This window comes from Saccharopolyspora erythraea NRRL 2338 (assembly GCF_000062885.1).
Classification (GTDB): Bacteria; Actinomycetota; Actinomycetes; order Mycobacteriales; family Pseudonocardiaceae; genus Saccharopolyspora_D; species Saccharopolyspora_D erythraea.
Genome location: NC_009142.1, coordinates 4,955,770 through 4,976,332, shown reverse-complemented (window position 1 = coordinate 4,976,332; position 20,563 = coordinate 4,955,770). Strand labels below are relative to the sequence as shown.

The following is a 20,563-nucleotide window of genomic DNA, read 5'->3' as shown; positions in this document are numbered from 1 at the left end:
GAAGGAGCGGATGATGACCGAATACGTACAGGCCGGGCACGCCGTGAGCCAGTCGTCGTTGAGCGGCCTGGTCGGGAGCGCGCCGCCGGTGGTGCAGGACGTCACCTACGAACGCATCCTCGACGCCCGCTCGGAACCGCAGAACTGGCTCACCTACTACGGTGCCTACGACGGGCAGCGGTACAGCCCGCTGGACCAGATCAACACGGAGAACGTCCACCGCCTCGTTCCCGCGTGGGTCTTCCAGTCCGGCTCGGCCGGTATGCACGCGGGGCCTTCGACGTACTCGTTCGAAGCCGCCCCGATCGTGGTGGACGGAGTCATGTACGTCTCCGGCTGGGACGGCTGGGTCTGGTCCATCGACGCCCGGACGGGTCAGGAGCTGTGGCGGTACAAGCACGAGGTCCCGTACGACACGTCGCTGTGCTGCGGCAACGTGAACCGCGGGGTCGCGGTGGCGAAGGGCAAGGTCTTCGTCGTCACCCTCAACGCCCACGTGATCGCGCTCGACGCGGTCACCGGCAAGTGCCTGTGGGACTCGATCTACGGCGACGTGCGGGCCGGTGAGAGCGCCACGGTCGCTCCGCTGGTCGTCAAGGACATGGTCGTCGTGGGCAGCTCCGGCGGGGAGTTCGGCGTGCGGGGTCACCTCGACGCCTTCGACCTGGAGACGGGGCGGCACGTCTGGCGGACCTACACCATTCCCAAGCCCGGCGAGCCCGGGTCCGAGACCTGGCCGGAAGGCCCGGCCTGGACGCGGGGCGGCGGGAACTGCTGGGTCACGGGCACCTTCGACCCGGAGCTGAACCTCATGTACTGGGGCACCGGGAACCCGGCGCCCGACTTCGACGGAGGTGTGCGGGAAGGGGACAACCTCTACACCGACAGCGTCATCGCCGTGGACCCGGACAACGGCGAGATCCGCTGGCACTACCAGTACAACCCGCACGACCTGTGGGACTACGACAGCACGATGGAGAACATCCTGTTCGACCAGGACGGCCGCAAGCTGCTCGGTCACTTCGACAAGAACGGGTACTTCTTCGTCCTCGACCGCACGAACGGCGAGCTGGTCCGGGTGGTTCCCTTCGTCGACCGGGTCACCTGGGGCGAGATCGACTCCAACGGGAAGGTGACGCCCAAGGTGTTCCCCGACAAGGAGGGGGACGAGGTGCACTTCTGGCCCGGGCCCGCCGGGGGCAAGGAGTGGACGCACGCGGCCTACAGCCCGCGGACGCAGTTGTTCTACGCGCCGGTGCAGGACGTCGGCGCGATGGTCACCCGGCGGCGCAGGGAGTTCAAGGAGAGCATTCCCTATTGGGGAGCGAGCGTGACCGTGGACTCCGACGACATGGCGGGTTCGGTGTCGGCCTTCGACCCGTCCACGGGCCGGGAGGTGTGGCGCTGGAGCAACGACGTGCCGATGTGCGGCTCGGTGCTGGCCACCGGGGGCGACCTGGTGTTCACCGGTGAACCCACCGGCGAGTTCAACGCCTACGACGCGCGGAGCGGGGAGCTGCTGTGGCAGTTCCAGACCGGCTGCGGCCACCACAGCAGCCCGACGACCTACAGCGTCGACGGGAGGCAGTACATCGCGGTGCCGGTCGGATGGGGCAGCTGGGTCGAGGGGTTCCTGCCCGGGATGCTCGGCGCGCCGCACGGCGACGCCCTGTTCGCCTTCGCGTTGCCGCAGGAGTAGCACCCGAGATCGGCGGAGAGGAGGTGTCGGTCATGGAGTCCGCTGCCGCCGGACCCGAGCGTCTTGAGTGGGAGCCTCCCGAGTTCGAGGAGATCGGGTGCGCTTCCGAGGTGACGATGTACGTCGCGCAGTTGGAGGACTAGCGGTTGCCGCACGGGCGCCGGATGCGCGATCCGGCGCCCGTCGGTCGTCGGGCGCGGGTACCGGCTGCGTGTGATGGGGGCCTGGGTATGTGGTTGCGGGTGCTGGGATCGGCTGCTGGGGGAGGGTTTCCGCAGTGGAACTGCGCCTGCCCGGGCTGCCGCGCCGTTCGCGACGGCTCCCGGCCCTGCCGCCCCCGCACGCAGTCGGCGCTCGCGGTGAGCGCTGACTACCAGCGCTGGTTCCTGCTCAACGCCTCTCCGGACATCCGCGCCCAGATCGAGTCCTTTCCCGCGCTGCAGCCGGGCGCGGGAAGAGCGACGCCGCTGCGGGCGGTGCTGCTCACCGATGCCGAGATCGACCACACGCTCGGCCTGCTGCTGTTGCGGGAGGGACGGGCGCTCGAACTGCACGCGACTCCTGCGGTGCGGGAGACGTTGTGCGACGGGACGGCGATACTCCGGACGCTCGAGGCCTACTGCCGAGTCGAGTGGCGACCAGTGGTTCCCGGCGCCGACGCGTCGCTGGGAGCCGGGCTGTCCTACCGGGCCTTCGAGGTCCCGACCACCAAGGCGGCCCGCTTCGGGGCGGGCGGGCAGCAGGGGCGGGTCGTGGGGTACCGCGTGACCGAGGAGGCCACCGGCCGTGCGGCCGTGTACCTGCCGGGCGTGCAGGAGCTCACCGCGGAGGTGCGCGCGGAGCTGGACGACTGCGCGTGCCTGTTCGTCGACGGGACCTGCTGGCACGACGACGAACTGATCAGGCTCGGCCTGGCCGGCAAGACGGCGCGCGACATGGGGCACCTGCCGGTCGGCGGTGCCGGTGGCAGCCTCGAACAACTGTCATCGCTTCCCATCGAGCGCAAGATCTACGTGCACGTCAACAACAGCAACCCGATCCTGATGGACGACGCGCCCGAGCGGGAGGTCGTGGAGAAGCGCGGCATGGAAGTGGCCGAGGACGGGCTGGAGGTGCGGATCTAGCCATGGCGGCGCTCACCGGCACCGACGGCTTCGTCGCGGCGTTGCGCGCGCAGTCGCGGCGCTACCACGACCAGCACCCGTTCCACGTCAGGATGAACGGGGGACGGCTGAGCCGCCGCCAGATCCAGGGGTGGGTGGCCAACCGCTTCTACTACCAGGAGAGCATCCCGCTCAAGGACGCCGCGATCCTGTCCAACTGCCCCGACCGCGAGGTGCGCAGGCGCTGGGTGCGGCGGATCCTCGACCACGACGGCGCGCCGGGCGGGCGAGGCGGTATCGACGCCTGGTTGCACCTGGCCGAGGCGGTCGGCCTGACCCGCGAGGAAGTGCTCGACGAACGGCATGTCGTCCCCGGCGTGCGGTTCGCCGTCGACGCCTACGTCACCTTCGCCCGCACCCGGCCGTGGACCGAGGCGGTGGCGTCGTCGTTGACCGAGCTGTTCGCACCGGACCTGATGGCGCAGCGCCTCGCCGCGTTCGAGCGCTGCTATCCGTGGATCGACCCCGGCGGTCTCGGTTACTTCCGGGCCCGCCTGGAGCAGGCTCCCCGCGACTCCGAACACGCCCTGCAGGTGGTGACCGAACACTGCCGGTCGGCCGACGAGCAGGCACGAGCCGTGGCGGCCCTGTCGTTCAAATGCGATGTCCTGTGGAGCATTCTCGATGCCATCGACCACGCGTACGCCGACTGAGCGGCGCGTCGTCACGCCTCGACCGGAGCACCTCCGAAGACGGCGAAGCTGACGACCCAGTAGACGGCGTAGAGGCCGAGCAGCGTGTACCCGTGCCAGCGCCGCAGCCGGCCGGTGTGGAGGAAGTACGCGGCGAGGACGGTCAGCACGATGAGCACCGGCAGGTGCCAGGTCGGCACCTCCGGCTCGACCACGATGCTGCCGCCCGCGAGGACGATGATTCCGAGCTTGCCCGTGACCGAGAAGACGAGGCTCCCGACGACGTTGCCGATCCCGATCGCGGGCACGCCCTTGCGGACGGGTTCCACGGTCAGGAAGAAGTCCTCGATGGTCAGCGCGAGGGTGACGATGGTGGCGCCGAAGACGGTGCCTTCGATCCCGAAGTCCTCCAGGATTCCGCTGGTTCCGGTGCTGGTGGTCGACGCTCCGATGACGAGCCCGGCGAGCGCTAGGACCGCCAGGCCCAGGCAGGCCCAGCCGGGGAGCCTGCGCGCCTCGGCGAAGGGCGTCTCTGCGGACGACGTCTTCCCGTCTGCCGGATCTCGTCCACCGTCGGATTCCAGCATTTCTTCGTAGAAATCCGCATTCCGGAAGGTCGCGACCTCGCGCCTGAGCTCCCGGGCGGTGACGTAGGCGACGAACAGCGCGAAGAGCCCGAGCAGCAGCGCGCCGTCGACGACGGTGATCGGGGAGGTCAGCGTGAACACGACCATCACGAGCGGTGCGGCGGCGAAGATGGCGAGGTAGTCGGGCGGGACGCGGATCCGGGAGGGGGTGAGGACCGCCGCGAGCGCGAGCACGAGCCCGGTGAACGAGATCGCGGTGCCGAACACGAGGCCGAGCGCGACGTCCTGGAGCTCCTCGCGGTTCAGGACGGTACCGAGGACCACGTCGTCGAACTCGATGCCCGTGAAGATGATGGCGAGGAGGAACACCGGGATCCTGAGCCCGCTCGCCGCTCCCACGAGGTAGCCGACCAGCTTTTCGGCGCTGTAGATCAGCAGCACCGCCCCGGAGATGAAGATGAAGATCGAGGTCATGCCGGTGGCCCCTCCTCATCCCATCCCGACCTCCCGGGTGGCGGTTCACCCGCGGTCGTTCGCCGATCACCTTCTCCGCGGTAGTTCAGAACAGGGCTTTGAAATGGTGACGCAGGATAGGTCCCCTGGCACGTTCGCGTCCGGTCGGTAGCATCGGGGTGTCGACAAGGCCGAGCACGACGCTCCGGTGGGGCGGTGCCTGGCCGCGAACGCGCGTCAGCGGACAGGCCCGGAGATGTCAACAGTGGGTCGAGTGCTCATCGGGGTCGGCCTCGGCCTGCTCGTGCTGTGGCTGGCGCTGGTCGTGCTGTTGCTGGTCGCGCGCCCGAAGGGCGGTCTGCTGAAGGAAGCGGTCCGGCTGGCCCCCGACCTGGTGCGGCTGCTGACCCGCCTGGCCCGGGACCGTTCGCTGCCCCGTGGTGCGCGCGTCTGGCTGGCGCTGCTGCTGGTGTACCTGGCCATGCCGTTCGACCTCGTGCCCGACTTCATCCCGGTGGTGGGACACGTGGACGACGCCATCATCGTCGCCTGCGTGCTTCGCATGGTCGTGCGCCGGGCCGGGATCGACATCGTCCGCCGGCGGTGGCCGGGCAGCCCCGACGGGCTCGCCGCGGTGCAGCGCCTCGCCGGGTACTCCCCGGCCGACCGCGAAGACCGGCCCCGGCCTCGTGAAACCGGCCCCGAATGATCAGCGGGCCGTGGGGATTCGCGCCCACGATCGACGCTCTGGCGATGAGCGACCGACGCTCGGATACTGGGGGAGCCGGGGCGGTGCGCGCTTCGAAGCCTCGACGGAACCGGACGAGCCGTTGATCCAGTGGGGAGAACGATGACTTCGAGTCGTGCCGTGATCGCACCGGCGAAGGGCGTGCCGGTCGAGGTGGTGACCATCGAGGTACCGGACCCCGGCCCGGGGGAGGCCGTGGTGCGGGTGCAGGCGTGCGGCGTGTGCCACACGGATCTGCACTACCGGGAAGGTGGCATCAACGACGAGTTCCCGTTCCTGCTGGGGCACGAGGCGGCCGGGATCGTCGAGGCGGTCGGCGCCGGGGTGGAGGAGCTCGCCGAGGGCGACTTCGTCGTGCTGAACTGGCGCGCGGTCTGCGGGGTGTGCCGCGCTTGCCGCAGGGGACGTCCGTGGTACTGCTTCGACACCCGCAACGCGTCGCGTCCGATGACGCTCGAGGACGGCACCGAGCTGTCCCCGGCACTGGGCATCGGCGCCTTCACCGAGCGCACGCTCGTGCATTCCGGCCAGTGCACCAAGGTCGACCCCGCCGCCCGCCCGGCCGTGGCGGGTCTGCTCGGGTGCGGGGTGATGGCCGGCATCGGAGCCGCCGTCAACACCGGTGAGGTCGGCCGCGGTGAGTCGGTGGCCGTGATCGGCTGCGGCGGCGTCGGGGCCGGGGCGGTGGCCGGGGCGCGCCTGGCCGGGGCCACCCGCATCATCGCCGTCGACGTCGACCCCAAGAAGCTGGACTGGGCGGTCGACTTCGGCGCCACCGACACCGTGAACGCGGCCGAGACCGACCCGGTCGAGGCCATCCGCGCCCTGACCGGCGGCAACGGTGCGGATGTGGTCGTCGAAGCCGTGGGACGCCCCGAGACCTACAAGCAGGCCTTCTACGCGCGCGACCTGGCCGGCCGGCTCGTGCTGGTGGGGGTCCCGACGCCGGACATGCGCCTGGAGCTGCCGCTGCTGGACGTCTTCGCGCGCGGCGGTGCGCTGAAGTCCAGCTGGTACGGCGACTGCCTGCCCACCCGCGACTTCCCCGAGCTGGTGGACCTGTACCTGCAGGGCAGGCTGCCGCTGGAGAAGTTCGTCACCGAGGAGATCGGGCTCGACCACGTCGAGGAGGCGTTCGCCAAGATGGAGCGGGGCGAGGTGCTGCGATCGGTGGTGGTGCTGTGATGACCGCGCGCATCGACCACGCGACCACCTCCGGCACGTTCTCCCTGGACGGTCAGACCTTCGACGTCGACAACAACGTGTGGATCGTCGGCGACGACGAGGAATGCTTCGTGATCGACGCTCCGCACGACGCCGGGGCGATCCGGGACCTCGTCGGAACACGCACGGTGCGAGCGATCCTGGCCACGCACGCCCACGACGACCACGTCCGGGTCGCACCCGAGCTCGCCGACGCCCTGCGCGCCCCGGTGTTGCTGCACCCGGACGACATGGTGCTCTGGCGCATGACCCATCCGCAGCGCGATCCGGACGGAGCGCTCGCCGACGGCCAGCGGCTGACCATCGCGGGCACCGAGGTCGAGGTGCTGCACACGCCGGGGCATGCGCCGGGCGCGGTGTGCTTCCACGTCCCCGAGCTGCGTGCGGTCTTCACCGGCGACACCCTGTTCGCCGGAGGTCCGGGGGCGACCGGGCGCTCCTACTCCGACTTCCCGACCATCATCGACTCGATCCGCGACCGGCTGCTGTCCCTGCCCGGCGAGACCACCGTGCACCCCGGCCACGGGGACACCACGACCATCGCCGCGGAGAAGCCGCACCTGCAGGAGTGGATCGACCGGGGGCACTGACCGCCCCGTCGCGGACGGCCTCGTGCGGCACCGGCCGTTGAGGTCCCGGCGATCTTCTCGTGATCGAGATCGGCCACACTCGCCGCATGCCGAGTGAGCCAGAGCGCAAGAAAGTCGCGATCGCCTATTGCGAGCGAGTCACAGCCGGAGACGTCGAGGGCATCCTGGAGCTGTTCGAACCGGACGCGGTGATCGAGGACCCGGTCGGCACGGGGCCCGTCGCCGGCCACGACGCGCTGCGCGAGTACTACCGCAACATCGTCGACAACTACGGGTCCCGCATCGAGACCGGCGAGGCCCGGGGCAGCCACGAGGACACCTTCGTGGCGCTGCCGATCGTCGTGACCGCGACGATCGGGGGGAAAGCCAGCGTCGTCAACTCCGTCGACGTGTTCGAGATCAACGACGCGTGCCGGATCACGCGCATGTGGGCCTACTGGGGTCCCTCGGACATCCGCTGACCCCCGGCCCGGTGGGCCCCGGGCTCAGGGCTTGCGAGCGATCCCGCCCAGCTCCCAGAGCTTCTTGGGGCCCTCCGGGTCGGCCGGGAACTCCCCGAACGGTGAGCCGGTCACCGACCACACGGGCTCGGAGGATTCGGGACGCCAGTCCACCACGTCGACCAGCCCCGGCTCCAGGAGCTCCAGTCCGTCGAAGATCTCGGCGACCTCCTGCGGGCTGCGCACCCGGCCCCAGTCCGTGCTGCTGGTCATGAACTCGGTGAAGCGCTGCGCGGCTTCCCGGTCGTCGCTGACGATGTGCGAGAGCACGAGGTAGCTGCCGGACGGAACCGCGTCGAGCATCCGCGCGACCACGTCGCGGGGTGCGGCCTCGTCGGGAACGCAGTGCAGGACCGACACGTAGAGAACGGCGGTCTGCTCGGTGAAGTCGATGAGCTGCCTGGTCCGGGCGTCGGCGATGATCTTGCCGGGTGAGGTCATGTCCGCCTGCAGCACCGCGGTGTTGCCGTCGTCGGCGAGCAGCGCCCGCCCGTAGGCCAGCACCACCGGGTCGTTGTCGATGTAGACCACCCGCGCCCCCGGCTCGCAGCGTTGGGCGATCTGGTGCACGTTGTCCGCGGTCGGCAGGCCGCTGCCGTTGTCGACGAACTGGCGGACTCCGCACTCGGAGGCCAGGAAGCGCACCGCCCTGCGCAGGAAGGACCGGTTCTCGCGGGCGAACAGCAACGCCTCAGGGACCTCGGCGACCAGCGCGTGCGCGACGTCCCGGTCCACCTTGAAGTTGTCCTTGCCGCCGATGGCGTAGTCGTAGATGCGGGCGACGCTCGGCACGGTGTGGTCCACCGCGGTGCCGGGTTTGCCGGAGTGCTCCGGGCTCGGCGTTTCCGGGGTGTGCATGCGCGCGCCCTCCGCCAGTCCATGATCATGATGCCCCGGCAGGTTACCGCACGGTTCGCGACGGACGACCCATCGGACGCGAGTGGTCCCCGCGTCTGCGCGGTGGGTCGTGTCACCGGCGACAGCGGATGTGCCGGTTACTCGGGCGCGGGCCCGGTGCTGGACCTCACGCGCAGGGTGGTCGGCAGCATCACCGGGTCCGGGCGGGCGCCGGCGAGCACGTCGACGACCATCCTCCCCGCCGCGCGGCCCTTCTCTGTCATGGGCTGTTCCACCGTGGTCAGCCGCAGGTCTCCCAGCCACGGGGTGTCGATCCCGTCGAAGCCGGTGACGCTGAGGTCCTGCGGGATCCGCAGGCCGAGCTCGCGCGCGGCGTGGACGACGCCGACCGCGAGCAGGTCGCTCTGCGCCACGACAGCGGTGGGGCGCTGGTGCGGCGATCCGGCCAGCAGCTCCAGCCCGGCGCGGTGGCCTTCCTCGATCAGCCCGTCGCTCGCCTCCCAGGCCGCGACGGCGTGGCCGAGGGCGTCCTCGACCCCGCGGAGCCGGTCGATGCCGGTGGTCGAGGTGGCCGTGGCGCGGCGGGAGTCGTCCAGCGGGCCGCGGTGCGTTCCGGGTTGGCGCATCGGCAGCGTGACCACGCTGATCCTGCGGTGCCCCAGCTCCACGAGGTGCCGGGTCAGCTCCACGGTGGCGCCGTGGTTGTCGATGCTCACCATCGGCACGTCCGGCAGGCGGGTGCCCTCCACCCCGATGATCGGCACCCCCCGGTGGTGCAGGGTGGACACCGCCGGCGCGTCGTCCCCGCCGCAGCTCTCCACCACCACGGCGTCCAGCGGGGCCCGCTCGACCTGCTCCGGCGCCGGTCCCGTTCGCCCGCTGCTGCCCGACAGCAGCAGCAACCCGAACCCGGCCGGCGCGAGCTCCTCGGTGAGGCCGTCGAGCAGCGCGACCGCCACCGGGTCGCGGAACGCGTAGAGCAACCGCTCACCGATCACCACGCCGACGATCCCGGACCTGCCCTGCCGCAACGACCGGGCGACCGGGTCCGGACCCGCGTAGCCGAGCCTGTCGGCGGCGTCGAGGACGCGCCGGCGGGTCGCGTCGGAGACCGGGCCGGAACCGGAGAAGACGAGCGACGCCGTGGACACCGCGACACCGGCCGCTTCGGCGACCTTGGACAGCGTCGGGCGGGCGGCTGTGCCGGTCCGTGATCGGGGCATGCGCGAGTACTTCCTTGACGTCTCGACGGGCTGCCGGAAGACTACCGACCCGACGGGATCGAATCGATTCGACACTGGGGGGCCAGCTCGTGGCCGTGGAGTCGCGCACTTCCCGACCGGCCGTGTTGCGCGCGCGCAACGCCGTCACCGCGGTGTTCGCCGTCAACGGCTTCGCCATCGCCAGCTGGATGTCGCGCATCCCCGAAGCCCGGGACGCGCTGAGCATCACGCCCGGTCAACTCGGGGCGCTGCTCCTGTCGATCTCGGTGGGTGCGATGGCCGCCCTGCCGCTGGCGGGCAGCCTCGTCCACCGGTTCGGCGCGCGGGCGGTCATCACCGGCGCCGCCGTGCTCGACGCGGCGGGTGTGGCGTGCAGCGGCGTAGGAGCGGCGGCGCTCGGCGACTACTGGCTGACCGCGCTCGGACTGGTCTGCATGGGCCTGGGTTCCGGCGTCTGGGACGTGGCGATGAACATCGAGGGCGCAGCGGTCGAACGTGCTCTCGAACGCACGATCATGCCTCGCTTCCACGCCGCGTTCAGCCTCGGCACCGTCGTTGCGGCCGGGGTGGGCGCGGTCGCCGCGGCGTGGGCGGTCCCGGTCGCGACGCACCTGATCGCGGCCGCGCTCATCGTCGCGGTGCTGCCGGCGTTCGCCGCACGGTCGTTCATCCGCGAGGGAGCCGACGACGGAGGCGGCGACAAGGGCGCGAAGCCGTGGCGGGCCTGGACCGACCCCAGGACGCTGGTCATCGGTCTGATGGTGCTGGCCCTCGCGCTCACCGAGGGCACCGCCAACGACTGGCTCGCGGTGGCCCTGGTCGACGGCTACGGCGTGCCCGCCTGGCTGGGTGCCGCCGGGTTCGCGGTCTTCCTCACCGCGATGACGGCAGGCCGCGTCGCGGGCACGGCGCTGCTCGACCGGTTCGGCCGGCTGCGGGTGCTGTGGGCGACCATGGCCACGGCCGGTCTCGGGGTCGTGCTCCTGGTCTTCGGAACGTGGCTGCCGATCGCGCTGCTCGGTGCGGTGCTGTGGGGGCTCGGCGCCTCGCTCGGCTTTCCCGTCGGGATGAGCGCGGCGGCCGACGACCCCGAGCACGCCGCGGCGCGGGTCAGCGTGGTGTCCACGATCGGCTACACCGCCTTCCTCGCGGGACCTCCGCTGCTGGGCTACCTGGGCGACCGGGTCGGCACGCTGCAGGCGCTGCTCGTCGTCGCCGTGCTGCTGGTGCCCTCGGCGATGGCCGTCCCTGCGGCCAGACCTCGCGCTCACGCCACGTGCCGGTGACGGGCCGTGCGCCTTCGGGAGGGCGCGGTTGTCCGGCGTGCTGGCGTCGGCATCGTCCGGCGGGCTATGTTGTGCGGCGATGACTACCGGGACGGCATCGCGCCACGCACGGATTGGTGACCCGGTGCTCTTCTGAGCGCCGCGGGGGCCGGGGCCGGCCCGTTGTTCGATCGAGGATCTCCCGCTGCTGCGCGGGCTCCGCCTCCGTCGTGTTGATCACGAGGTCGACACATCAACCACGACAGGAGTGTTCATGCCCACCAAGACGCTGCGGATTCCCACCGCGGACGGCCAGGCCGACGCTTTCGCCGCCTTCCCCGACGATGGCCGGCGGCACCCGGGGGTGCTGCTGTACACGGACGCCTTCGGCCTGCGGCCCGAGCTGGAGCAGAGGGCCCGCGAACTGGCCGAGCACGGGTACTACGTGCTCGTCCCCAACATCTACTACCGGCACGGTCCGGCACCGGTGGTCGAACTTCCCGAGCACATCGGAGAAGACATCAGGCCCGCGGTCATCGCCCGGCTGATGCCCTTGCTCGCGGCGCACACCACCGAAGACGCCCTGCGCGACGCCGACGCGTACCTCGGCTTCCTCACCACCCAGTCCGAGGTCGGCGCGGGACCGGTCGCCGTGATCGGCTACTGCATAGGCGCCGCCTTCGCGATGCGGACCGCGACAGCCCATCCCGGCCAGGTGGCCGCCGTCGCCGGATTCCACCCCGGCTTCCTGGTCACCGACGAGCCCGACAGCCCGCACCGCCGCATTCCCGAGCTCACCGCCCAGGTCCACCTCGGACTCGCCGAGGGCGACATGTCGCCCTCGGCCATCAGCGAGCTCAACCACGCCATGGATGCCGCGGGTGTCGGCTACAGCACCGAGATCTACCCCGGCACCATCCACGGCTTCACCATGTCCGACACCGCCGCCTTCAACCCCGCCGCGCTGCAGCGCCATTGGGACCGCCTGCTCTCCCTCCTCCACCGCGCCCTGGCTTGAGTCCTGTCGTTGGAGTCACCTCGCGTTGCGGTTCCGGTGACGAAGCCGGCGTTGTCGCTGACCAGCAAGGCGACGGCCGCGGCGAGCTCATCGGCGTTCGCGCGGCGGCCGAGGGACGTTCGGCGGTGAGGGTGGCTCCCCGTTGTTCGGCTCCACGACCGAAACGGCCAGATGTCGTGTGATGCGACAACGTCGGCGGGCGCTGCGACGGCGTACGTTTTCGGCACTGTGCTTGAGTTCACGCGAGGCCCGGACACCGGTGAATCGCACTGAACGGACTCCGCTACGCCCAGGAGAAAGACGAACGGCTCATGTCTGCACGACGTTGCTGGTTGGCCGGAGAGGCCGCTTCCGCTCCCGCCGACCACCCGCACGTAACCGACAACCACGCCCGCACGTGGGTTCACCTGTCGGGCGAGCTGTACCGCGAGGAAAGCAGTGGACAGCGTTGCACCTTCACCGAGCTCGTCTCTCGTACCGACCTGGTGGAAACGGCCTGAAGCCGCACCGCGGAAACATCGCGGTCCATCCCGCATTCCCAATAGTCCGAGCCCTGGACAGGGCGGAACGACTGGGCATGGAAAAGCCCTTGAGGGCGCTTGCCCTGACCGGTCGAAGGGGTCGGTACACGGCCTGTCACCCCAGGCCTGCCGGCGACGGACGCACCCACGGCCTCGACGGGGACGGCAGGACCACATCGCGAGCGAATTCTGTCGGAGCCTTGCCTGAATAATTGGCCGTGCCGAGCATGGTCAGCATGGAAACGCCCACCGAGGTGCACGCGCTCGTGCGCCGCACGCACAAGGAGCGCGTGCTGCGCGCGCTCCGCGAGCGGGGTGCGCTGAGCCGGGGCGAGATCGCCAAGATCGTCGGGCTGTCCCGCACCACGGTCTCGGAGATCACGCGGGACCTCCTGCGGCGCGGCGCGATCGTGGTCGTCGACACCGACGCGGCGGTCCGAGAGGGCAGCGGCAGGCCCGCCGAGCGGCTCGCGCTCGATCCGAGGTCCGCGCAGTTCATGGGCGTGGACTTCGGGCACCGCCGGGTGCGGGTGGCCGTCGCCGACGCCGCGCACGAGATCGTCGCGTCGGGTCGGCAGCGCTACCAGGAGGATGCCGGCTGGCCGGAGCGGATCTCGGCTGCTTTCGGGCTCATCGACCGGCTCGGCGACGAGTGCGGAGTGCACTTCCACGCCCTGCAGGGCATCGGTATCGGGGTCACCGGGCCCTACCCGAGATCTTCGGCGCCGCACGCACCGGAAGGCGCGTTCGGGCCCGGGTTCGCCGCCGCGCGCGACGACGTGGACGTCTCCTTCGCGGAGCGCTTCGGCGCCTCGGTGATCGTGGACAACAACACCCGGTTCGCCGCTCTCGCCGAGGCGATCACCGGCGGCGGCGCGGTCGATGACCTGCTCTACGTCCGCCTGTCCGACGGAGTCGGCGGCGCCCTCGTGGTCGGTGGCCGCCTGGTCGGGGGCGCGACGGGACTGGCGGGCGAACTCGGCCACGTGACGATCGAGCCCGGAGGCCCGTTGTGCCGGTGCGGCAAGGCCGGGTGCCTCGAAACGGTCGCGTCGGTGCCTGCGATCATGGCGGCCTGCCGCGTGCGCGGCGCCGATGTCGGCTCCCTGGACGAGCTGCGGTCAGCGGTCGAGCGCGGGGACCCGGCCGTCGAGCAGGTGCTGCGCGATGCGGCCTCGGCGCTCGGCAGGGTCGTCGGCATGGTGGCGATGGCGTTCAACCCCGCCGAGGTCGTGATCGGCGGCGAGATCGCCCACCTGGCGCCGGTGATCGTCGGCCAGGTCACCGCGACCGTCGCCACCGAGCTGTTCCCGTGGGCCGCGGCGAAGCCGGCGATCCGGTGCGCCCAGCTCTCCGACGACGACGGTGCCCTCGGTGCGCTCGCCGCGCTCTTCCACAGCTCGCCGCTGTTCGCCGGCTATCCGGAGCCGGCCGCGTCGAGGATCAGCGCACTGCCGGCGTAAGGAGCTCCCACCATGGCCGTTCTCAGCGAGCGAAGCGCGGTGCTGGAAGCCGAATCCGCTCCCTCGCCGCGGCGCCGCCGGTTCGCGGTGCCGTTGGCACTCAACGCCGTGTCGATCCTGCTCGGCACCGGGCTGTGGTGGGCGCTGGCGGCGCTGGGGGTCGAGATCCCGGCGCCACCGGAAGTGGCGGGCAAGGCCGGGGAGATGATCGCGGACGGCACGCTGTTGAAGGACACCTCGGCCAGCCTCGCCCGGGTCCTCGCGGGTTTCGCGCTGGGCACGGCGCTGGCGATCCTGCTCGGCTTCCTCATGGGCTGGTACGGGCTCGTGCGCAGCCTGACCGAGCCGTGGGTGCAGTTCTTCCGCACCATCCCACCGCTGGCGATCATCCCCCTCGCGATCGTGCTGATGGGCATCGGCGAGGTGCCGAAGATCTTCGTGATCTTCCTGGCCGCCTTCCTCGCCTGCGTCATCTCGACGCTGCAGGGGGTGGTCACCGTGGACCGGACGCTGATCAACGCCGCGCGGGTGCTCGGCGCGGGCGACGCGACGATCTTCCGCCGGGTCGTCGTTCCCGCGTCGTCGCCGTTCATCCTCGTCGGGATGCGCGTCGGGCTCGGCTCGGCGTGGGCGACGCTGGTGGCCGCGGAGCTCATCGCGGCGCAGGAAGGCCTCGGCTACCGCATGCAGAACGCCCAGCTCTACTACGACCTCCCGACGATATTCGTCAGCCTGATCACGATCGGGATCCTCGGCCTGGTCATGGACCGGCTGCTCCTGCTCGCCGAACGCCGGCTGACCGGATGGCAGGAGCGGCCGTGAACCCCAGGAGCACGCAGACCGCGCGGCCCGCGAAGATCGCGGTGACCGGCGTGACCAAGACCTTCACCCTCGGGCGGGACCGGTTCGTCGCGCTCGACGACGTCTCGCTGGACATCGCCGACAACGAGTTCGTCACGGTTGTCGGCCCCTCCGGGTGCGGCAAGAGCACCCTGCTGAACATCCTCGCCGGGCTGGAGGAGCCGACCTCGGGCAGCGCACTCGTCGACGGTGTCCCGGTCGCGGGCCCCGGCCCCGAACGCGGGGTGATCTTCCAGCAGTACGCCCTGTTCCCCTGGCTGAGCGTGCGCAAGAACGTCGAGTTCGGCCTGAAGATCGCCGGCGTGCCGAAGAAGGAGCGGCGCGAGCGGGCCGACTACTTCATCGACGTCGTCGGGCTGACCGACTTCGCCGACGTGCTGCCGAAGGCCCTTTCCGGCGGCATGCGCCAGCGGTGCGCGATCGCCCGCGCCTACGCCGTGGACCCCGAGATCCTGTTGATGGACGAGCCTTTCGGCGCGCTCGACGCCCTGACCAGGGTCAAGCTCCAGGAGCAGTTGCTGCGGGCGTGGGGCAGGGAACGGCGCACGGTCCTGTTCATCACCCACGACGTCGACGAAGCCGTGTTCCTGGCCAACCGGGTGGTCGTCATGGCATCCCGGCCGGGTCGCGTCTTCGACGTCGTCGAGGTCGACCTGCCCCATCTGCGCACCGAAGAGGTCCGGCTCAGCCCCGAGTTCACCGTCCTGCGCAACCGCGTGTGGAACTCGGTCTACCACCAGGAACCGGGTCCCGCGCCGTCGACGACGGACTGACCCAGGAAGGGGCACCATGGCCATCAGGAAGCGGCTGCTCGGCGCGCTGCTCGCCGGGATCGTGGCCGCCGCCGCGCTCACCGGGTGCGGCAGCGGATCCGGCTCGGCGGGGCCCGACGAGGTCCGGTTCGGCTACATCGGCGACTTCAACGGCGCCAGCCTGCTCGCCGTCGCCGAGGACCAGGGCCTGTGGGAGAAGCACGGGCTGGAGGCCAGCACCAGCGTGTTCACCAACGGCCCGCTGCAGATCCAGGCGCTGGGCAGCGGCGACCTCGACTTCGGCTACATCGGTCCGGGGGCGATGTGGCTGCCCGCCTCCGGCCAGGCCAAGGTGGTGGCGCTGAACACCCTCGGCAACGCGGACCGGGTCATCGCCCAGCCCGGCACGGCCACCATCGCCGATCTCAGGGGCAAGACGGTCGGTGTCCCGCAGGGCACGTCCGGGGAGATGATCCTCGACCTCGCACTCCGGCAGGCCGGGCTGACGAAGAACGACGTCAGGGTGGTTCCGATGGACGCCTCGACGATCGTGTCGGCGTTCTCGTCGAGGAGGATCGACGCGGCCGGGTTCTGGTACCCCGCCATCGCCACGATCAAGAAGCAGGTACCCGGCCTCGTCGAACTGGCGAAGAACTCCGATTTCGCCGGCCGGCTCGAGTTCCCGACGGCGTTCGTCGCGGGCAACGACGTCGTGACCGGACAGCCGGACAAGGCCAGGAAGGTGATCGCCGTCCTCCGCGACGCGATGGCATACCGGTCGGCCGACCTCGACCAGACCATCAAGCTCACCGCGAAACTGCTCAAGGTCGACGAGTCCCAGGTGAGGGCCGACGCGGCCAACGTGAGGATCCTCGGCGTCGAGGACCTCGACCGGATGACCGGCGACGGAACCATCCAGCGGTGGATGTCCGGGATGGACGGCTACTTCGCCGGGACGGGCCAGCTCAAGCAGAGCGTCGGGCCCGCGAACTACTACACCGGCGACCTGTTCACCTCGGCGGGCCGGCCATGAAGCAGCCGAACATCCTGTTCCTGATGACCGACCAGCACCGCGCGGACACGCTCGGCGCGTACGGCAACCCCCGGGCCGCCACGCCCAACCTCGACGAGCTCGCGAGCACCGGGACCAGGTTCGACCGCTGGTACACCCCGACCGCCATCTGCACGCCCGCTCGCGCCAGCCTGCTCACCGGCAAGGCGCCGTTCCGGCACAAGCTGCTCGCCAACCACGAGCGCAACGTCGGCTACATCGAGGATCTGCCGGACGGGCAGTTCACGTTCTCCGAGGCGTTGCGCGACAACGGCTACAACTGCGGGCTGATCGGCAAGTGGCACGTCGGCACGGACAGGTCCGCGGGGGACTTCGGGTTCGACGGCCCCGACCTGCCGGGGTGGCACAACCCGGTCGAGCACCCGGACTACCTCGCCTACCTGGCCGGGAACGGGTTCCCGCCCTACGAGATCAGCGACCGGATCCGTGGCACGCTGCCCAACGGCGGCCCCGGGAACCTGCTCGCCGCCCGGCTCCACCAGCCCGTCGAAGCGACCTTCGAGCACTACCTCGCGACACGGGCCATCGAGATGATGGAGCGCTACGCCGCGGACGCGAGCGAGCGGGACAAGCCGTTCTTCCTCGCACTGCACTTCTTCGGCCCGCACCTGCCCTACATCATCCCCGACTCCTACTTCGACCTGTTCGATCCCGCGGACGTGCCGTTGCCGAGGTCGGTCGCCGAGACCTTCCACGGCAAGCCGCCGGTGCAGCGGAACTACAGCGCGCACTGGACGTTCGACACGATGCCGATCGAGACGACCCGCAAGCTGATCGCGGTCTACTGGGGCTATGTCGCGCTCATCGACCACGAGATCGGCCGGGTCATGGCCGCGATGCGGCGCCTGGGCCTCGCCGACGAGACGGCGGTCTTCTTCACGTGCGACCACGGCGAGTTCACCGGCGCACACCGCCTGCACGACAAGGGTCCCGCCATGTACGAGGACATCTACCGGACACCGGGGATCGTCCGGGTGCCCGGCGGGCCGGGGGGAGTGGTGCGCTCGGAGTTCGTCAGCCTCCTCGACTGCACCGCGACGATCCTCGACCTCGCGGGCATCGATCCCGGACCCGCGGTGGACTCGCGCAGCCTGCTGCCGCTGGTGTCCGATTCGGACAGTGCCGGCGGGTGGGACGAGGACATCGTCTGCGAGTTCCACGGCCACCACTTCCCGTACCCGCAACGGATGCTGCGCACCGACCGGTACAAGCTCGTGGTCAACCCGGACTCGGTGAACGAGCTGTACGACCTGGACGACGACCCGGACGAGCTGGTCAACCGCTATCCGCACCCGGAACTGGAGCCGGTGCGGACGCGGCTGATGCGCAGGCTCTACGAGATCCTGCGGCGGCGCGGCGACAACTTCTACCACTGGATGACATCGATGTACGACGTCGGGGACGTCGAGTACGACCCGACGCTGAGCGGTCTGGACGAGTCGACTTACCAGAACACCAAGCCCTGAGCGGTCCGCAGTGCATGCCGGGCGGCACCCGCCCATCACCCGGGAGGGACGAGCGTGAGATTCCCACGTGTGGCCCGCTTGCTGGCGGCTGTCGTCATCGTGCCGCTGCTGACCACCGCGCCCGAAGCGGTTTCGGCCGTGCCGGCCACCACTGGCACCTACACCAACCCGGTCACCGAAGGCGTCGTCGACACGTTCCCGGACCCGACGATGATCCGCGGTGGCGACGGCGACTGGTACGCCTACGGCACGACCAACCCCATCTTCAACAGCCGCGGGGAGTCCGGTGAGCACGTCCTGCCCGTGCTGAGGTCCGCCGACATGGTCAACTGGTCCTACGCGGGCGACGTGTTCACCGCGAGCGATCGCCCGGCGTGGTGGCCGGACGGGACCAGGCCGTTCGCGCCCGACATCCGCTACGTCGCGGGTTCCTACCACCTGACCTACGGCCTGTCCGGTGGCGGGGTCGCGCTCGCCACCGCCCCGGCGCCCACCGGACCGTGGACCGACCGCGGCCTGGTCGTCACCCTCGCCGACGGCTGCCCCACCAACCCCATCGGCACGATCGACCAGGCGATGGTGACCGACGGCGGCGGAACCCACCACCTGTACTGGGGCAGCTACGACACCATGTGCGTCGCGCCCATGAACGCCGACGCGACCCGGCTCGCCGGACCCACCACGATCGTCGCGCGCGGCCGCCGCGCGGAGGGCGCGTTCCCGGTGCGGCGCGGGGACTTCTACTACCTGTTCTTCTCCGACGGCGGTTGCTGCCAGGGCGCGTTCAGCGGGTACACGGTCAAGGTCGGGCGCGCGGACAACCCGCTCGGCCCGTTCGTCACCCAGGACGGCCAGTCGCTGACCGACTACTCGAGCAAGGGCGGCATCGTGGCGGCGGCCAACGGGAACGGCTTCGTCGGCCCCGGCCACAACGCCGTGCAGACCGACCTGTCGGGGCAGGACTGGCTGGTGTACCACGCCATTCCCGCCGCGGACCCGGACTTCCCGCCGGTCGACACCGCCGACGGGGTCAAGCCCGCCCTCAGCAGGCGGCCGATGCTGATCGACCGGCTCGACTGGATCGACGGCTGGCCGGTGCTGCGGGGCGGGGCAGGCCCGTCGAGCGGTCCGCAGCGGGCGCCGGTCACCAGAGCGGTTGCCGGCAGCACCTTCAACGGTCCCGCAGGACTGGCCGGCTGGACATCAGGTGGGGACCCGGCCGCACGCTGGTCCCTGGCCGAGGAACCCGCGTCCGGCGGCGTCCTCACCCAGTCCGCATCGCCGGCCGGGACATCTTTCCTCCTCGCCCCGGGCCGGATCGGCGGCGACATCCGGGCCGGGGCGAGGCTGAAGCTCACCGATGCGGGCGCCGGCGGCTCGGTCGGCCTCGTCATCTCGGCTCGCAGCCCGCGTGATTCCATCACCGCGTGGCTCGATCGGGCCGAGCACGCGCTGGCGGTGTCGGTCACGGACGACGGTGCCACCACGACGAGCCGCGCGGCGCTGCCGGCCACCTTCGACCACCGGACGTGGCACGACGTCGCTGTGGAAGTGCGAGGCTCAACGCTGACCGCCGAGGTGTCCGAAGACAGTCTGGGTGATGCGCAGGCGACCGTGTCCGTGCCGCTGCCCGACTCCGAGCTCCAGGCAGGCAGGGTGGGGGTGGCGTCGAGGGGTGCGCCGGCCGTGGCCGACAACCTCAGCGCGGCACCGCTCCACAAGCCCGTCACCACCCGGGTTCCCGACCCGCTCCCCGGAACTCCGCTGCCCGCCCACTCCGACGAGTTCAGCGGAACCGGCAGTCCCGAAGGGAGCGATCCCGCGTGGAGCTGGATCCGCCGTGCCGCGGGCTCGGCCACCGAGGCCGGCGGCGTGCTCACCTGGCCCACCCAGGGGGCGGAGTTGTTCAACAGCACCAACACCGCTCCGGTGCTGCTGCGCGACGCACCGGCCGGCGACTTCATCGTCGAGACCAAGCTCGCCTTCGACGGCACGAAACCGGCCCAGCAGGCGGGGATCCTGTTGTACGAGAACGACGACCGGTACTTCAAACTGGTCCACTCCGTCCTGCCGGTCACCGAGGGCGACGGGGCGGTCTTCCACCAGACCGAGTTCGCCAAGGAAGGGGAACGACCGACGACGACGCCCCCGACGCCGGTCTTCTACGGACCGATGTTCGGCGGCCCTCCCGCGGCGGTGACCTGGCTGCGGCTGGCGTACCACCACAACTCCGCCACCGGTGCCCACGACGTCCGCGCGGCGTCCAGCACCGACGGCGTGCACTGGACCTGGGGCGGAACCTGGTCGATGCCGCGCAGGGGCCCGCTCAGGATCGGCCTGGTGTCGATGAACGCGACCGGTGCCACGGCGGTGTTCGACTACCTGCACACCTTCCGGACCGCCACCGGCTGATCGACCCTGTGCCGGGTCGCAGGGGCACCGACGTGACGACGGTTGCAGGAGTTCTC

20 protein-coding genes are annotated in these 20,563 nt (G+C 70.8%); 17 read left to right on the top strand and 3 right to left on the bottom strand.

Annotated features, from left to right (window positions below; all coding sequences use genetic code 11):
- Positions 1-10 precede the first annotated feature (10 nt).
- From SACE_RS21565 to pqqC, 4 genes are all read left to right on the top strand, one after another.
- Positions 11-1,699 carry a PQQ-dependent dehydrogenase, methanol/ethanol family gene (locus tag SACE_RS21565; RefSeq protein ID WP_009942739.1) on the top strand — a complete coding sequence of 563 codons (1,689 nt, stop codon included), beginning with the start codon at positions 11-13 and terminating at the stop codon, positions 1,697-1,699.
- A gap of 32 nt (positions 1,700-1,731) precedes the next feature.
- A complete protein-coding gene (gene pqqA, locus SACE_RS21560) occupies positions 1,732-1,842 on the top strand; it encodes a pyrroloquinoline quinone precursor peptide PqqA (RefSeq protein WP_009942740.1) in 111 nt (36 codons plus the stop codon).
- 87 nt (positions 1,843-1,929) lie between these two features.
- Complete coding sequence (gene pqqB / locus SACE_RS21555; protein ID WP_029621382.1) at positions 1,930-2,823, top strand: pyrroloquinoline quinone biosynthesis protein PqqB; 894 nt, start codon at positions 1,930-1,932, stop codon at positions 2,821-2,823.
- Positions 2,824-2,825: 2 nt separating this feature from the next.
- A complete protein-coding gene (gene pqqC / locus SACE_RS21550) occupies positions 2,826-3,515 on the top strand; it encodes a pyrroloquinoline-quinone synthase PqqC (RefSeq protein WP_009942742.1) in 690 nt (229 codons plus the stop codon).
- An 11-nt stretch (positions 3,516-3,526) separates the two neighbouring features.
- Here pqqC and SACE_RS21545 read toward each other — a convergent pair whose 3' ends face one another.
- Entirely contained in the window at positions 3,527-4,555 is a 1,029-nt protein-coding gene (locus tag SACE_RS21545) for a sodium:calcium antiporter (RefSeq protein ID WP_009942743.1), read from the bottom strand.
- Between the two features lie 235 nt (positions 4,556-4,790).
- On the opposite strand from SACE_RS21545, the gene SACE_RS21540 reads away from it, so the two are divergent.
- The 4 genes from SACE_RS21540 to SACE_RS21525 all read left to right on the top strand — a co-directional run bounded on the left by SACE_RS21540 (position 4,791) and on the right by SACE_RS21525 (position 7,557).
- Entirely contained in the window at positions 4,791-5,243 is a 453-nt protein-coding gene (locus SACE_RS21540) for a YkvA family protein (protein ID WP_031334224.1), read from the top strand.
- A gap of 141 nt (positions 5,244-5,384) precedes the next feature.
- Complete coding sequence (locus SACE_RS21535; RefSeq protein WP_029621383.1) at positions 5,385-6,467, top strand: S-(hydroxymethyl)mycothiol dehydrogenase; 1,083 nt, start codon at positions 5,385-5,387, stop codon at positions 6,465-6,467.
- A complete protein-coding gene (locus tag SACE_RS21530; RefSeq protein WP_011874347.1) occupies positions 6,467-7,096 on the top strand; it encodes an MBL fold metallo-hydrolase in 630 nt (209 codons plus the stop codon). Before SACE_RS21535 ends, SACE_RS21530 begins: the two co-directional genes overlap by 1 nt.
- 86 nt (positions 7,097-7,182) lie before the next feature.
- Positions 7,183-7,557: a nuclear transport factor 2 family protein gene (locus SACE_RS21525; RefSeq protein ID WP_011874346.1), complete on the top strand. Its 375-nt coding sequence runs from the start codon at positions 7,183-7,185 to the stop codon at positions 7,555-7,557.
- 24 nt (positions 7,558-7,581) lie between these two features.
- On the opposite strand, the gene SACE_RS21520 is transcribed toward SACE_RS21525, so the two are convergent.
- Together SACE_RS21520 and SACE_RS21515 are read right to left on the bottom strand one after the other, a co-directional pair.
- Positions 7,582-8,454 carry an SAM-dependent methyltransferase gene (locus tag SACE_RS21520; protein WP_009942748.1) on the bottom strand — a complete coding sequence of 291 codons (873 nt, stop codon included), beginning with the start codon at positions 8,452-8,454 and terminating at the stop codon, positions 7,582-7,584.
- Positions 8,455-8,591: 137 nt separating this feature from the next.
- Positions 8,592-9,677, bottom strand: coding sequence for a LacI family DNA-binding transcriptional regulator (locus tag SACE_RS21515; protein ID WP_009942750.1), 1,086 nt, complete (start codon positions 9,675-9,677; stop codon positions 8,592-8,594).
- A gap of 89 nt (positions 9,678-9,766) precedes the next feature.
- On the opposite strand from SACE_RS21515, the gene SACE_RS21510 reads away from it, so the two are divergent.
- From SACE_RS21510 to SACE_RS21475, 9 genes are all read left to right on the top strand, one after another.
- Positions 9,767-10,963: an MFS transporter gene (locus tag SACE_RS21510; protein WP_009942751.1), complete on the top strand. Its 1,197-nt coding sequence runs from the start codon at positions 9,767-9,769 to the stop codon at positions 10,961-10,963.
- Between the two features lie 253 nt (positions 10,964-11,216).
- Entirely contained in the window at positions 11,217-11,960 is a 744-nt protein-coding gene (locus tag SACE_RS21505; RefSeq protein ID WP_011874345.1) for a dienelactone hydrolase family protein, read from the top strand.
- A gap of 311 nt (positions 11,961-12,271) precedes the next feature.
- Positions 12,272-12,460: a hypothetical protein gene (locus SACE_RS36690; RefSeq protein WP_011874344.1), complete on the top strand. Its 189-nt coding sequence runs from the start codon at positions 12,272-12,274 to the stop codon at positions 12,458-12,460.
- Positions 12,461-12,717: 257 nt separating this feature from the next.
- Positions 12,718-13,944 (top strand): ROK family transcriptional regulator, encoded by a 1,227-nt coding sequence (locus SACE_RS21500; RefSeq protein WP_044547957.1) that lies wholly within the window; start codon positions 12,718-12,720, stop codon positions 13,942-13,944.
- 12 nt (positions 13,945-13,956) lie between these two features.
- A complete protein-coding gene (locus tag SACE_RS21495) occupies positions 13,957-14,766 on the top strand; it encodes an ABC transporter permease (RefSeq protein ID WP_009942756.1) in 810 nt (269 codons plus the stop codon).
- Positions 14,763-15,578 carry an ABC transporter ATP-binding protein gene (locus tag SACE_RS21490; protein WP_009942757.1) on the top strand — a complete coding sequence of 272 codons (816 nt, stop codon included), beginning with the start codon at positions 14,763-14,765 and terminating at the stop codon, positions 15,576-15,578. Before SACE_RS21495 ends, SACE_RS21490 begins: the two co-directional genes overlap by 4 nt.
- Positions 15,579-15,594: 16 nt before the next feature.
- Entirely contained in the window at positions 15,595-16,590 is a 996-nt protein-coding gene (locus SACE_RS21485; protein ID WP_009942758.1) for an aliphatic sulfonate ABC transporter substrate-binding protein, read from the top strand.
- On the top strand, positions 16,587-18,095 hold the full coding sequence (locus tag SACE_RS21480) for a sulfatase family protein (RefSeq protein ID WP_009942760.1): 1,509 nt from the start codon (positions 16,587-16,589) through the stop codon (positions 18,093-18,095). Before SACE_RS21485 ends, SACE_RS21480 begins: the two co-directional genes overlap by 4 nt.
- A 54-nt stretch (positions 18,096-18,149) precedes the next feature.
- Positions 18,150-20,507: a glycoside hydrolase family 43 protein gene (locus SACE_RS21475; protein WP_037303245.1), complete on the top strand. Its 2,358-nt coding sequence runs from the start codon at positions 18,150-18,152 to the stop codon at positions 20,505-20,507.
- Positions 20,508-20,563: the final 56 nt, after the last annotated feature.

What these genes read in the sequence shown, in the direction of transcription:
- SACE_RS21565 (WP_009942739.1), top strand. Translation starts at nt 11, where the DNA reads ATGATGACCGAATACGTACAGGCCGGGCACGCCGTGAGCCAGTCGTCG.
- pqqA (WP_009942740.1), top strand. Translation starts at nt 1,732, where the DNA reads ATGGAGTCCGCTGCCGCCGGACCCGAGCGTCTTGAGTGGGAGCCTCCC.
- pqqB (WP_029621382.1), top strand. Translation starts at nt 1,930, where the DNA reads ATGTGGTTGCGGGTGCTGGGATCGGCTGCTGGGGGAGGGTTTCCGCAG.
- pqqC (WP_009942742.1), top strand. Translation starts at nt 2,826, where the DNA reads ATGGCGGCGCTCACCGGCACCGACGGCTTCGTCGCGGCGTTGCGCGCG.
- SACE_RS21545 (WP_009942743.1), bottom strand. Translation starts at nt 4,555, where the DNA reads ATGACCTCGATCTTCATCTTCATCTCCGGGGCGGTGCTGCTGATCTAC.
- SACE_RS21540 (WP_031334224.1), top strand. Translation starts at nt 4,791, where the DNA reads ATGTCAACAGTGGGTCGAGTGCTCATCGGGGTCGGCCTCGGCCTGCTC.
- SACE_RS21535 (WP_029621383.1), top strand. Translation starts at nt 5,385, where the DNA reads ATGACTTCGAGTCGTGCCGTGATCGCACCGGCGAAGGGCGTGCCGGTC.
- SACE_RS21530 (WP_011874347.1), top strand. Translation starts at nt 6,467, where the DNA reads ATGACCGCGCGCATCGACCACGCGACCACCTCCGGCACGTTCTCCCTG.
- SACE_RS21525 (WP_011874346.1), top strand. Translation starts at nt 7,183, where the DNA reads ATGCCGAGTGAGCCAGAGCGCAAGAAAGTCGCGATCGCCTATTGCGAG.
- SACE_RS21520 (WP_009942748.1), bottom strand. Translation starts at nt 8,454, where the DNA reads ATGCACACCCCGGAAACGCCGAGCCCGGAGCACTCCGGCAAACCCGGC.
- SACE_RS21515 (WP_009942750.1), bottom strand. Translation starts at nt 9,677, where the DNA reads ATGCCCCGATCACGGACCGGCACAGCCGCCCGCCCGACGCTGTCCAAG.
- SACE_RS21505 (WP_011874345.1), top strand. Translation starts at nt 11,217, where the DNA reads ATGCCCACCAAGACGCTGCGGATTCCCACCGCGGACGGCCAGGCCGAC.
- SACE_RS36690 (WP_011874344.1), top strand. Translation starts at nt 12,272, where the DNA reads ATGTCTGCACGACGTTGCTGGTTGGCCGGAGAGGCCGCTTCCGCTCCC.
- SACE_RS21500 (WP_044547957.1), top strand. Translation starts at nt 12,718, where the DNA reads ATGGAAACGCCCACCGAGGTGCACGCGCTCGTGCGCCGCACGCACAAG.
- SACE_RS21495 (WP_009942756.1), top strand. Translation starts at nt 13,957, where the DNA reads ATGGCCGTTCTCAGCGAGCGAAGCGCGGTGCTGGAAGCCGAATCCGCT.
- SACE_RS21485 (WP_009942758.1), top strand. Translation starts at nt 15,595, where the DNA reads ATGGCCATCAGGAAGCGGCTGCTCGGCGCGCTGCTCGCCGGGATCGTG.
- SACE_RS21480 (WP_009942760.1), top strand. Translation starts at nt 16,587, where the DNA reads ATGAAGCAGCCGAACATCCTGTTCCTGATGACCGACCAGCACCGCGCG.